The sequence below is a fragment of the Microbacterium sp. ABR10 genome, assembly GCF_057812175.1.
In genome coordinates this window covers 2257789-2270983 of record NZ_CM173821.1, presented here as the reverse complement: position 1 = coordinate 2270983, position 13195 = coordinate 2257789, and the positions used below count along the sequence as shown (strand labels likewise).

Annotated in this window: 9 protein-coding genes; 1 reads left to right on the top strand and 8 read right to left on the bottom strand. The window is 71.4% G+C overall.

Annotation, left to right across the window (positions count from 1 at the left end; genetic code table 11):
* Positions 1-142: 142 nt before the first annotated feature.
* Positions 143-4393, bottom strand: coding sequence for a DUF3418 domain-containing protein (locus ACXKZF_RS10525; protein ID WP_488984162.1), 4251 nt, complete (start codon positions 4391-4393; stop codon positions 143-145).
* A 322-nt stretch (positions 4394-4715) separates the two neighbouring features.
* The gene (locus ACXKZF_RS10520; protein ID WP_488984161.1) at positions 4716-5903 is read right to left on the bottom strand and encodes a glycoside hydrolase family 3 N-terminal domain-containing protein; all 1188 of its coding nucleotides are present in this window, start codon (positions 5901-5903) and stop codon (positions 4716-4718) included.
* 59 nt (positions 5904-5962) lie between these two features.
* Here ACXKZF_RS10520 and ACXKZF_RS10515 point away from each other — a divergent pair, with 59 nt between their 5' ends.
* Complete coding sequence (locus ACXKZF_RS10515; protein WP_488984160.1) at positions 5963-6709, top strand: MerR family transcriptional regulator; 747 nt, start codon at positions 5963-5965, stop codon at positions 6707-6709.
* A 153-nt stretch (positions 6710-6862) separates the two neighbouring features.
* Here ACXKZF_RS10515 and ACXKZF_RS10510 read toward each other — a convergent pair whose 3' ends face one another.
* From ACXKZF_RS10510 to ACXKZF_RS10485, 6 genes are all read right to left on the bottom strand, one after another.
* Positions 6863-8125: an LCP family protein gene (locus tag ACXKZF_RS10510; protein ID WP_488984159.1), complete on the bottom strand. Its 1263-nt coding sequence runs from the start codon at positions 8123-8125 to the stop codon at positions 6863-6865.
* A gap of 94 nt (positions 8126-8219) precedes the next feature.
* Positions 8220-9392 (bottom strand): ABC transporter substrate-binding protein, encoded by a 1173-nt coding sequence (locus ACXKZF_RS10505; protein ID WP_488984158.1) that lies wholly within the window; start codon positions 9390-9392, stop codon positions 8220-8222.
* A gap of 64 nt (positions 9393-9456) precedes the next feature.
* Positions 9457-10233: an ABC transporter permease gene (locus tag ACXKZF_RS10500; protein WP_488984157.1), complete on the bottom strand. Its 777-nt coding sequence runs from the start codon at positions 10231-10233 to the stop codon at positions 9457-9459.
* A gap of 109 nt (positions 10234-10342) precedes the next feature.
* The gene (locus ACXKZF_RS10495) at positions 10343-11149 is read right to left on the bottom strand and encodes an ABC transporter ATP-binding protein (RefSeq protein ID WP_243222380.1); all 807 of its coding nucleotides are present in this window, start codon (positions 11147-11149) and stop codon (positions 10343-10345) included.
* Entirely contained in the window at positions 11146-12132 is a 987-nt protein-coding gene (locus tag ACXKZF_RS10490; RefSeq protein ID WP_082484989.1) for an ABC transporter permease, read from the bottom strand. Before ACXKZF_RS10490 ends, ACXKZF_RS10495 begins: the two co-directional genes overlap by 4 nt.
* A 7-nt stretch (positions 12133-12139) precedes the next feature.
* Positions 12140-13186 (bottom strand): TIGR03842 family LLM class F420-dependent oxidoreductase, encoded by a 1047-nt coding sequence (locus ACXKZF_RS10485; protein WP_488984156.1) that lies wholly within the window; start codon positions 13184-13186, stop codon positions 12140-12142.
* Between the last annotated feature and the right edge of the window lie 9 nt (positions 13187-13195).

Genomic DNA, 13195 nt, shown 5'->3' with positions numbered 1-13195 from the left:
AGGCCGGGACGTCGGTGCGGGCGTGCAGCGACTCACGCGGCGGTCCGACGCTGCTCGCCCCCACTCAGCGCCGGAGCCTCGAGGCGCTGCTGCGCGAGTGGAAGCGGCGCGGGGAGTGCGAAGGCTCGGCGAGAAGCCGGGCTCAGCCCTTCAGTGCCTTCGCAATGCGTTGTGGGGACACCTGCTCGGCGGTGCCGAGGCGCTGGGCGAACAGGCTCACCCGCAGCTCCTCGAGCAGCCACCGCGTCTGCACCAGGTTCGCCGGGGCGCCGGAGGGGAGGGGCACCGTCCCGCCGGCCTCGACGAAGCCCGCGGCGGCGCGCTCGAACTCGGTCATGCGCTGGCGATCACGGCCCGGGTTGTCCGTGAGGGTCTTCACGCGCTCGAGCGCGCCCGTGAGGTAGCGGGGATAGTGCTGCAGGCGCGCGAGGCCGGTCCGCGAGAGGAAGCCGGGGAACAGCAGACCCTTCACCTGACCCCGCACGTCGTTGAGCGCGCCGAGGAGGGTAATGGATGCCGCATCCTTCATCGCCCGCTCCACCTCGCGCTGCGCGAGCAGGATCTTCGCCGCGAGCGAGACGGTCTGGAACGTGCGTTCGACGGATGCCGCCGAGAACGCGTCGCGCACCCGCACGAAATCCGCCTTCGTCCGCACGACGCCGCTCGGGTTCTCGCGCCCCAACAGGTCGTCGGCCAGGGCGACGCGCGCATCCTCGATCAGGGCCTTCGCGTTCTGGTACGGGGATGCCGCCAGGGCGAGCTTCTCGTTCGCGGTGAGGTGGTCGAGCACGTAGCTGGCGGGGGAGGGGACGGCGAGCAGCATCAGACGCAGGACGCCGGCGCGCGTGAGCCGCGCCGCATCCTCGGGGGTCGCCTCGACGCGCAGAGCCACGCTGTCGCCCTCGTCGACGAGAGCCGGATACCCGCGCACGACGCCGCCGGCGACGGGAGTGTCGACGACTTCGGTGAGTTCGTCGAAGTCCCACGCGGTGAGCGTCGTTCGCGAGGCGAACGCGGGGGAGGCCTCGGCGACCTTCGCCGCGGCGGAACGCGCGGCGGGGCGCTCGCGGGTGATGGCCGACTCGACGCTGGAGCGGGCCCTGTCGGCGAGGCGGCGCTGCAGCGCCCCCAGGTCACGGTCGCTGCCGATCGCGCGCCCCCGCGCGTCGACTGCGCGGAACGACGGGCTCAGGTGACCAGGGACCCGCTCGAGCTCGAAGTCGGCGGCGCTCACGCGCTGGTTCGCCACGCGCTGCACGAGGGCGGCGAGCGCGTCGACGAGGGTCGTCCTCGGCAGACCGTTCGCGTGCTCGGGCCCCTTCTCGGCGAGTTCGGCGCTGAATTTCTCGGCCCAGTCCGCGGCGGGCACCACGTTGCGGCGGATGGTCTTCGGCAACGCCCGGAGCAGTGCCGTGACCAGTTCGTCGCGCATGCCCGGCACCTGCCAGTCGAAGCCGTCGGGGCGCAGTTGGGCGAGGAGGGGGAGCGGCACCACCACCGTGACACCGTCGTCGGGAGCTCCGGGCTCGAAGCGGTAGGCGAGGTTCAGCGTCTGGTCGCCTTGACGCCAGCGCGCGGGGAACGCCCGGTCGTCACCCTGCGCGCGATCACCGGTGAGGTCGGACTCGCGGAGGTCGAGCAGGTTGGGCGTGCGGGTGATGGCATCCTTCCACCACGTCTCGAACGAGCGCACGTCGGTGACGTCGGCCGGAATGCGCGCGTTGTAGAACGCGAACACCGCTTCGTCGCCGACGAGGATGTCGCGGCGACGCTCGCGCTCCTCGATCTTCTCGAGCAGTCGGCGCTGTTCGACGTTGCGGCGAAGGAACGCCGTGAGCCGCTTGTCGAGCACCGAGGGGTCCCATTCGCCCTCGACGAGCGCGTGGCGCACGAACATCTCGCGCGCGAGCGGCCGGTCGAAGCGCGCGAGTTGCACGCGGCGGCGTCCGACGAGCTCGACCCCGAAGAGGGTGACCTTCTCGTAGGCGGCGGCGGAGCCGGCATCCTTCGACCAGTGCGGCTCGCTGAGCGAGCGCTTCACCAGGTCGGGAGCGAGGTCTTCCGCCCAGGCGGGGTCGACGGCGGCGACCGTGCGGGCGAACAGGCGGGAGGTCTCGACGAGTTCGGCGGCCATGACGGCGGCCGGGCGCTTCTTCTTCAGCCCCGAGCCGGGGAAGATCGCGAAGCGCGCCCCGCGCGCCCCGATGTACTCGCCCTTGACCGGTCGTGCGTCGCCCGGGGTCTTGCGGTCCTTGGTCTGGGCCATCGTGCGCGCGTCGAGGATGCCGAGGTGCGACAGCAGTCCGGAGAGGATCGAGCGGTGGATGGCGTCGCCGGCGGCGTGTCCCTCGGGGGCGGTGTCGCCGCGTCCTCCTCGCGCCTCCGCCGGAGGACGTCCCGTCCGGCCGGTGGTGGAAGGACCTCGTCCCACTTGTGACGGTGCATGTCCCGAATCGTGCGGGTGAGAGCGGCCCGAACCCACCGTTTGTGGGACATGGTTCTGCGAACGACCCTCGCTGCGCCCGCCCTCGCCGCCCAGAGACCGGAGCTGCCGGTGCACATCGACCCACTCGCGCACGCGCACGTAATTGAGGTGCTCGCTGCGGCAGAGGCGTCGGAAGGCGCTGGATCCGAGCTCGGCCTGCTTCTCCTGCAGGTAGTCCCAGAGGTTCAGCAGCGAGAGGAAGTCGCTGGTGGGATCGGTGAAACGCGCGTGGAACCGGTCGGCCTCCTCGCGGCGCTCCTCGGGGCGCTCGCGCACGTCCTGGATCGACATGCCCGAGACGATCGCGAGCACCTCGGGTTGCACGTCGTTCCGTCGCGCCTCGATGAGCATGCGGGCGAATCGCGGGTCGATGGGCAGACGCGCGATCTCGCGGCCGATCTCGGTGAGGCGCGGGCCGCTCTCGTCACGGCGGCTCGAGCGCTGGCGCGAGGGGTCGCCGTCGCCGCGCACGTCGCGCTCCCGCGCTGACTCGCCGCCGCCCCGCGTCCCCGGCGCCGGAAGCTTCACCGCGCCGAGCTCCACGAGCAGGTCGAACGCCGCCTTCACACCCCGCGAGTCGGGCGGGGTCAGGAACGGGAACGCCTGGATGTCGCCGAAGCCCAGGGACAGCATCTGCAGGATGACGGATGCCAGCGACGTACGCAGGATCTCGGGTTCGGTGTACTCCGGGCGGCGCGTGAAGTCGTCTTCGGAGTAGAGCCGGATCGCGATACCCGGCGACGTGCGGCCGGCGCGCCCGGAGCGCTGCTGCGCCGACGCCTGCGAGACGGCCTCGATCGGCAGCCGCTGGATCTTCGAGCGGTTGCTGTAGCGGGAGATGCGCGCGGTGCCGGTGTCGACGACGTAGCGGATCCCGGGGACGGTGAGGCTCGTCTCAGCGACGTTGGTGGCGAGGATGACGCGACGGCGGACGCCCGCCACGCTCGAGCGCTCGAAGACGCGATGCTGCTCCGCGGCGGAGAGCCGGCCGTAGAGGGGGAGCACCTCGGTGGGGGCGGCGTCCTTCTGGTACGCCCCGCGGATGGCATCTGCGGCATCCCGGATCTCGGCCTCGCCGGGGAAGAAGACGAGCACGTCGCCCGCGGACTCCCGGTCGAGCTCGCGGAGGGCGGCGACGACCGCCCCGACTTCGTCGACGTCGTCGTCGGGGCGGCCGGCCTTCGGGGCGGGCCGTGCCGAACTCCGGGGCTTCTGGGGCACCGACGCCGGGGTGCCGGCATCCGGAGCCTCGTCGTCGGAGTCGTTCGGCGTCTGGTCCGCGCCGTCGAGAGGCCGATACCGGATCTCGACCGGGTACGTACGCCCCGACACCTCGATCACCGGCGCGGGAACCGGTTCACCGCCGGGTTCGGTCGGCGGCGCAGCGAAATGCCGCGCGAAGCTCTCGGGGTCGATCGTGGCCGAGGTGACGATGACCTTGAGATCGGGGCGCTTCGGCAGGATGCGGCGAAGGTATCCGAGCAGGAAGTCGATGTTCAGCGAGCGCTCGTGCGCCTCGTCGACGATTATCGTGTCGTAGCGGCGCAGCAGCCGGTCGCGGTGGATCTCGTTGAGCAGGATGCCGTCGGTCACCAGCGCCACACGGGTGTCGGCCGACACCTTGTCGGTGAAGCGCACCTTGTAGCCGACGGTGGAGCCCAGCGGCACCTTCATCTCGTCGGCGATGCGCTCGGCGATCGTGCGCGCGGCGATGCGGCGGGGCTGCGTGTGGGCGATGGAGGTGCGGCCGAGCTCGAGGCAGATCTTCGGCAGCTGCGTGGTCTTGCCCGAGCCGGTCGCGCCCGCGACGATCACGACCTGGTGGTCGCGGATGGCGCGCGCGATCTCCTCCCGCGCGGCGCTGACGGGCAGCTCGGGCGGGTAGACGATGACGGGTTCGACAGACACAGCCTTCCAGCCTATCGCGGCGTCGCGCCCGGGGGCGTATCGCGCCGTCACGTCGCCGCGTCACCGCGCCGTCACGCCGCCGCTGATCGCGCTTGCTGCGCCGCGCGGCCGCCCGAGAAACGCTTCTGCGTGCGAGAAACGCCGCGTCGCGCCTTGCCTCGCGTCAGAGAGCGTTTGTCACTGCCCTGCGCCGCAGCGACCCGCGCCCCCTCGACCCGCGCCTCCTCGACCCGCGCCTCCTCGACCCGCGCCTCCTCGACCCGCGCCCCCTCGACCCGCGCCTCCTCGACCCGCGCCTCCTCGACCCGCGCCGCGCCGGGTCTCAGGGCATCGACGCCTTCTGGGCCAGGATGCGGGTGACGGCGGCATCCACTCTCGCCGCGAATGCGGGGTCGCTCTGCGCGCGGGCGAGTACCGCCTGGTGCATCTCGGGGTAGACCGACGGGTCGGCCGACACCAGCAGGAGGTCGACCCCCGCCTCGACGGCGAGGGTGGCGCGATCGGCCGGCGAGTAGCCTCCCACCTGATCGGCGGCGGAGAGGTCGTCGCAGGTCACGACGCCCTCGAATCCCGCGCCGTCACGGAGCACCCCGACGACGCGGGAGGAGAATGCCGCGGGGACGCCCGGGTCGATCAAGGCGTAGTCGGCCGTCGAGAGCATGACCACCGCCGGGCCCTGCGACAGGACGGTGCGGTAGACGCCGACATCGGGTCCGTCGGCGGTGACCACCTCGTCGGTGACCCCGGTGGAGTAATCGGTGTTGTCGTCGACGTGACCGAGCCCCGGGAAGTGCTTGAAGGTCGGCAGCACGCCGCCGTCGCGCATTCCCGCCGCGAAGGCACCGGCCTTCGCGGCGACCGTCGCGCCGTCGTAGCCGTACTCGCGTGCCAGCTCGCCGATCGGCGGATTGGATGCCGCGAACTCCGGACTGGTGACGATGTCGGCGACGGGCGCGAGGTTCATGTTCACGCCCGCCGCGGCGAGCTGCGCGCCCCACGTCGACGCGTTCGTCCGCAGTTGCGCGTCGGGCTGCTGCGCCTGCTCGACGGCCGACGGGATGCCGTCGAAGCCCGGCCCCGAGAGCACCTGCACCGTGCCGCCCTCCTGGTCGGTCGCGACCCACAGTCCGGGGTCGTCGACGCTGACGGCGGCGGTGAACTGCGACACCAGGCCGGCGATCGGCTGCGTACCGGCATCCGATCGTCCGTGCAGGAAGACGCCGCCGATGTGGTCGTCGGCCACGGCCGCGAGCGTGGTCGGGTCAGCGCCGTCGACCGAGGTTCCGACCATGAACATCTGCCCCACCTTGTCGGCGACGCTCATGCCCGCGAGCGGGTCGGGCGTCGGCGTGGGGGTCGGGGTGGGCGTGCGCGTCGGCGTAGGCGCGATCGTCGTGGTCGGTGACACCGTGGGTGCCGTGGCGGGGGCGCACGCGGTGAGGGTCAGCGCCGCGAGCATCAGCAGGGCGGTCGGACGCGCGGGACTCTTCACCCCTCGATGGTCGCTCATGGGCCTGAACGATCCCGGCACTTGACTCTGCCGCGGCGTCAATCGGCAGGGTGGATGCCATGAACGAATGGCCCATCGCCGACGTCGCCCGTGCGGCCGGAGTCACCAGCCGTACGCTGCGGCACTACGACAGCGTGGGGCTGCTGCGTCCGGCGCGGGTCGCCGAGAACGGATACCGGTTCTACGGCGACGCGGAGATCGCCCGCCTCTACCGCATCCTGTCGCTTCGCGCGCTCGACCTCTCGCTGCCCGATATCGCGCGGGCGCTGGGCGACGAGCAGTCCTTCGCCGACACGGTGCGTGCGCACCTCGCGGCGCTGGAACGCACGCGGTCGGGCCTCGAGCAGCGCATCACCGCGGTGCGCGACACCCTGACGGCCCTGGAGGAAGGAAGAGACGTGAGCATCGACGACGCCCTGGCGGGAGTGGACGACTCCCGCTACGAGAACGAGGTCCGCGAGCGGTGGGGCGACGACGCGTGGGAGCGCAGCGCCGCCCGCCGACGCGCCCTCAGCCCCGAGCAGCGTCGCGCCGACGACGACCGCGGTCGTGACCTCAACGCCGCCCTGCGCGACGCGGCCGCGACGGGACGAACCCCCGACGACCCCGCACTGCAGGCGCTCGTCCAGACGCATCATCGCTGGATCACGGACCAGTGGGGCCGGACCCCCGATGCCGAGTCCTACATCGGTCTCGGCGAGCTCTACGTATCGGACGCCCGCTTCGCCGCCGTGTACGGCGGGGAGCGCAACGCCGCCGTGATCCGGGACGCCATGACCGTCTACGCCGACACGCACCTGCGCTGACGGCGTCAGACGGCGTGGCTGGCCGCCGCGACCCGCGGAGGCGTGCGCAACCTCAGCGATCCGCACAACCTCAGCTGGGATTCGGTGGAACGCGCTGAGGTTAAGCGGATCGCGGAGGATCCGGATGCCACGGCTCCGGCGGATCGCGCCGGATCAGCCGTTTCCGTCGGAGCACGTCGGCTGATTCGCCTTCGACCCGTTGATGTTGCTCGGAAGTTCGACGACATCGGGCGCCGCACTCGCGCCGGGCGTGGCGCCGGCGTCGGGCGCCGAGGTCGCGGCATCCGGTGCCTGTTCCGTGGGTTCCGCCGTCGGGGCGGACGGGTCGGCGATGACACCGTCGTTGCCGCTGAGACCGCCCGTCAGCGCCAGGGGGGCGTTGTCGGCCAGGGCCTGCCACAGCGTGTCGGCGGCCTCGAGGTCGGGCACGACGCGGTTGCTGTCGTCGGGGTCGTCGACGACCGGGTACTGCACGAAGGTGATGTCGCTGAAGGGGACGTCCTTGAGCGTGTAGGCGAGCTGCGCGATGCGCACCGGGTCGGCGAGGCTCTCGCTCGGCGTGATGTTGTTCACGGCCGTGTTGGCCAGGCCCAGCAGCGTGCCGGGGTTCGACAGCACCTCGTCGCTGCGGAGCTTGTTGATCAGCCGCGAGAGGTACTGCTGCTGGTTGCCGATGCGGGCCAGGTCGCTGCCGTCGCCGACGCCGTACCGGGTGCGGAGGAACGCCAGGGCGTCGAAGCCCTTCACGACCCGTGGCCCCGCAGGCCAGTCGATACCGGCGTCGGGGTCGTCGATGCCGTCGCCCGCGATGCAGACCTCGACGCCGCCGATGGCGTCGGTGATGTTGACGACGTTCCCGAAGCTCACCTTCCCGGCGAAGGGGATGCTCTGGCCGCTCAACTCCGACACGGTCTCGGCGACGCAGGTGAGTCCACCGGCTTCGTAGGCCGTGTTGATCGACGCTTTGAAGGCGCCGGCGAAGGTGCTGCCGTCGGCGGCCGTGCACTCGGGGATCTCGACCTGGAGGTCACGCGGGAACGAGACCACCGTGACACGGCGGGGGTTGGCCGACACATGCACGAGCATGTTGACGTCGTTTCGCGCACCGTCGTTCTCGGGGTCCGAGCACCGTGGCCCGAAGGCCGCCGAGACGACGTCGTCGCACTCGTCGGTTCCGACCACCAGCACCGCGAAGGGACCCGTGTAGGCGCTCAGGGCGGGGGGCTCGGAGGGCGCGTCCGGAAGCGGCACCGCGGCCTCCTGCAGGCGCTGCGTGAGCGACCACGCGTAGAACCCGCCGACAGCCACGGATGCCACCACGAGGACGGCCAGAGCGATCGCGGCCAGCTTCAGACCGCGCCGCACGCCCGAGTCGGGGCTGCGCTGCGCGTGATGGGCCGGAGGGGTGACGGACATGGGGGTAGTCAACCACGGTCGGCCGGGGGCGGCTCGGCGCGCGGACACGACGGTGGGACGGCCCCGGGAAGAGCCGCCCCACCGTGTACCCGGACTACTTGCCGCCCTCGGTCAGCGTCACCTCGATCGGCGTGTACTCACCGTCGACGGTGATCCCCTCGTCCTTCAGCTCGGAGAGCGCGTCCTCGATGTAGTCGTTCGAGTACGCCGAGTCGCCCGGCTCCTCGGTGATGAGATTGAGGCCGTCCTGGTTGACGGCCTTCAGGGCGCCTTCGACCGTCTGGTCCCACGCGGCCGAGTCGATCATGCCGAACTCTCCGCCGGTCCAGATGAGCTTGTTGACCTCGTTCATCTGCCACAGCTGGTGTGTGGGACCCACGGGGAAGGCGTCGACACCCGGCGCGGTCGCCGCGGCGTAGGTGATCTCCGCTGCCTCGGTGGGGTTGTCGCGGGCATACACCCAGCCCTTCACGACGGCCTTGAGGAAGCGCTTCGCGGCATCGGCGTAGGCGGGATCGTCGGCCAGTCGCTGCGTGTCGGCCCAGATGGCATCCTGCAGCATGGCTCCGGCGGTGTCCTCGTACGAGATCACGTCGACGTCGTCCATCGTGTACAGATTCCCGGTGGCGGGGTTCACCGTTTCGAACAGCTGCGCGAGCTCGTTGTAGGTCATCGCCTGGGCGGCATCCACGTCGCGGTCCAGCAGCGCGTTCATCGAGAAGTCCTGCGTCGTGATCTGCACGGTCGAGGCGTCGAGGCCCTGGTCGGCCATCGCGGCGAAGATCTCCCACTCGTTGCCGAAGCCCCACGAGCCGATGCGCTTGCCCTCGAAGTCCTCGACGCCGGTGATGCCGGAGTCCTTCCACGACACCTGGGTGGTGCCCGACTTCTGGAACACCTGGGCGATGTCGGTGAGCTCGACCCCCTGGTTCTCCAGCGTTCCGAGAACCTTGGGAACCCACGCGACGGCGAAGTCGACGTCGCCCGCGACGAGGGCGTCCTGCGGCACGATGTCGCCGCCCGAGGGGAGCACCTCGACGTCGTCGAAGCCCTCCTCCTGGAAGTACCCCTGATCGAGGGCGACGTAGTAGCCGGCGAACTGGGCCTGCGGCAGCCACTGCAGCTGCAGCTTCACCGAGGTCAGCGGGGTGAATTCGCCATCGGCCGCCGACGGCTCGGAGCCGCCTCCCGAGCAGGCCGAGAGGGCGAGGGTCGCGGCCGCGACCCCCGCGATCGCGCCGAGGGCGCGACGGGTGCTGTGTCTCATGGAAGGTCCTTCCGGTTCGGGTGGAGCGGATGTCGGGTGGTACAGGTTTCAGGTGTCGCCGGCGTCACGGGCGCAGGGCGCCGAGCCGTTTCGCGACGACGCGTTCGAGCAGGGCGGTGACGACGAAGAAGACGAGACCGATCGCGATGCCCCCGCCCACGAACGCCCAGGCCAGGGCCGCGCGGCCCGACTTGGCATACGTGGCGATGGCGGTTCCGATGCCGTCGGCCGGACCCCCGAAGTACTCCGCGACGAGGGCGGAGATGACGGCGAGGGATGCCGCGACCCGCACGCCCGTGAGCAGGTAGGGCAGCGCGGTGGGAAGGGTCAGCCGCAGGAACGTCTGTCCGCCGGTGGCGGCGGTGGCCCGGAACAGGTCGCGTTGCACCGGGCGCGTCTGACGGAGTCCGCGGAGGGTGTTGACGAAAACGGGCACGAAGGCCGCGATCCCGGCAACGGCCTGGCGTCCGAATTGACTGGACGCCCCGAACATGGTGTTCAGGATCGGGGTGAGTGCGACGATCGGCACCACCGCTAGGGCTGCGACCAGCGGCGCGGTCATGCCGTCGACCGGCCGCCAGGTCGCGGCGAGGGCGGCGAGCAGCACCGCGACGACGGTTCCGGCGAGCAGCCCCACGAGGGCGTTCGTGCCGGTGATGCCGGCCGCCTCCCACACCAGGGGGAAGCGCTCGACGAGCTCGGTCGCGACCGTGATCGGATCGGGCAACATCCGCGGCGCGCTGCCCGAGGCGACGAACGCGTACCAGGCGAGCAGTCCCGCGAGCCCCACGACGACGGGGGCGGCCAGTCGCGCCCAGCCGGGCAGGGGCGTGGCGTTCATCGCCGACCTCCGGCGGTGACGGATGCCACGGCACGCCGGGTCACGGCATCCGTGGTCCGTCGGGGGATCCCGAATGCCACCGGCTGGCGCGCCGCGCGTCGGACCCCGTTCATCGTTCGTTCGCCCGCTGGACGGGGGCTCCGTGCAGCGCTTCGCGCACGGCGGTGACGCGGGCGAAGAACTCCGGCGACTCGCGGAGGTGGTCGTCGCGCTCGCGGCCGGGGCGGGTGTCGATCACGTCGGTGATGCGCCCCGGCCGAGGGCTCATGACGACGACGCGGTCGGAGAGGAACACCGCCTCGGGGATGGAGTGGGTCACGAACACCACCGCGGCACCGGTCTCGGCGGCGATGCGCGCGAGTTCGGACTGGAGCCGCTCGCGGGTCATCTCATCGAGCGCGCCGAACGGCTCGTCCATCAGCAGCAGCCGGGGCTGTGCGGCGAGGGAGCGGGCGATGGCGACGCGCTGCTGCATACCGCCGGAGAGCTGGTCGGGGTAGCGGCCGATGAAGTCGGTCAGCCCGACGAGTTCGGCGAGCTCCGCCACGCGGGCGTCGCGGCGGGCGCGGGACCACTTGTGCAGGTCGAGAGGGAGAGCGATGTTCGCGGCCACCGTCAGCCACGGCAGCAGCGCCGCCTGCTGGAAGGCGATGCCGTAGTCCTGGTCGAGGCGCGCCTGGCGCGCCGACTTGCCGTACAGCGTCAGTTCGCCGCCGGTGGGGCTGTCGAGGTCGGCGATGAGCCGGAGCAGTGTCGACTTGCCGCAGCCGGAGGGCCCGATCAGTGAGACGAACTCGCCCGCGGCGACGGTGAGGTCGACCCCGGTGAGGGCGGTCACCTCGCCGCCGGCGCTGGGGAACACCTTGCCGACGCCCGCGGCGCGGACGGCGAGGTCGGTGACGGTCTGGGTGGTCATGCGGTGTCCTCCCCGCGACGGAAACGGTGCAGTGCGACCCCGACGAGCGCGACGCCGCCGGCTGCGACGAGTCCCATCACGACGGTGCCGAAGGTGGGGGCCCAGGGGGCGGCCGGGTCGGATGAGGCCTGGCCGGCGAGCTGGATGAGCATGCGTCCGATGCCGCCACGGAGGCCGATCGAGACTTCGGCGACGACGGCGCCGACGACCGCGGACGCGGCGGCGAGGCGAAGCGCGGGCAACAGGTACGGTACGGCCGCCGGGAGGCGCAGTCGCACGAGCGTCTGCCCCCAGCCGGCCGAGTTCGCGCGCATAAGGTCGAGGTGCAGGGCGTCGGGCGCCGAGAGGCCGCGCAGCATGCCGACGGCGACGGGGAAGAAGGCCAGGTACGACGCGATGAGCGCCACCGACAACCACGGCGGCCAGGGGAAGCCCGAGCGGTCCACCTGGGTGCCGATGGCGTTGACCACCGGTGCGAAGGCGATGAGCGGCACGATCTGGCTCACCACGATCCACGGCAGGAGTCCCGCCTCGACGAGACGCCACCGTTGCATCGCGATGCCCAGGAGCGAGCCGACCACGACGCCGATCACCCAGCCGAGGGCGGCGAGGCCGAGCGTCATCCCCGCCGCTCCCGCGACGGACACGATCAGCGGCGGGGTGTCCCCGCCGCTCGTCGGTGCGAACATGCGCGTGACCATGTCCCACACGTGCGGCATGGCGCGGTCGTTCGTGCGCGGGAGCAGGATCACGCCGGAACCGGCCGATCCGTCGCTGCCGACCGTGAGGCCGTCGGCGGGGCCGAACGTCTTGTACAGCTCCCACGCGGTGACGACGACCGCGATACCGGCGATTCCCCATCCCGCTCGAACCGCGGCGGTGCGGGCGCGGGAGGAACGGATGCCGGAGTCCCGCGGCATCCGTCCCTCTTCCGCCGTCTCGACGGGCGCCGCCGTACCGGGGGCGATCACCTGGTCGGTCACAAGCGTGTCACCGCTTCGCCGTCACCGGGGGAGTGAGCGCGGGGATGACGGTTTCGCCGTAGACCCGCATCGTCTCCTCTTTGTTGTCGTGCTGCAGGTAGCCCGCGAACTGGGTGACGCCCAGGGCACGGAGCTTCTCGAGCTTGGCGATGTGCTCCTCGGCGGTGCCGAGCACGCAGAAGCGCTCCACGATCTCGTCGGGCACGAAGTCGACGTGGTCGTTGTTGCTCTTGCCGTGCGAGTTGTAGTCGTATCCGGTGCGCCCCGCGATGTAGTCGGTGAGGGCCGCGGGTACCTTCTCGGCGGTCCCTGAGCCTGTCGAAGGGCCGTATTTGGTCACGATGTCGGCGACGTGGTTGCCGACCATCCCGCCGAACCAGCGGCACTGCTCGATCATGTGGGCGCGCGCCTCGGGGGTGTCCTCGCCGATGTACATCGGGGCGGCGACGCAGAAGGCGATCTCGTCGGGGTTTCGGCCCACGTCTTCCGCGGCCTTGCGGACGGTCGCGATCATCCACTCGGCGATGTCGAGGTCGGCGAGCTGCAGGATGAAGCCGTCGCCCACCTCGCCGGTGAGCTTCAGCGCGAGCGGACCGTAGGCGGCCACCCACACGTCGAGTTCCGACCCGCGACTCCACGGGAACTGCAGCGTCGCGCCGTTGTACTCCACGGCGCGGGAGTTGCCGAGCTCGCGGATGACGTGGATCGACTCGCGCAGCGCTTTCAGCGTCGTCGGGCGCCCGTTGGTGACGCGCACCGCGGAGTCGCCGCGGCCGATGCCGCAGATCGTGCGGTTGCCGTACATCTCGTTGAGCGTGGCGAACGTGGATGCCGTGACGGTCCAGTCGCGGGTCGCGGGGTTGGTCACGAACGGGCCGACGGTCACCCGGCGGGTGGCCGCGAGGATGGCGGAGTGGATGACGTACGGCTCCTGCCACAGCAGGTGCGAGTCGAAGGTCCACACGTGGCTGAAGCCGTGCGCCTCGGCCAGCTGCGACAGCTGCACCGTGCGGGCGGCCGGGGGGTTCGTCTGCAGGACGACACCGAAGTCCATGGGGTCTCC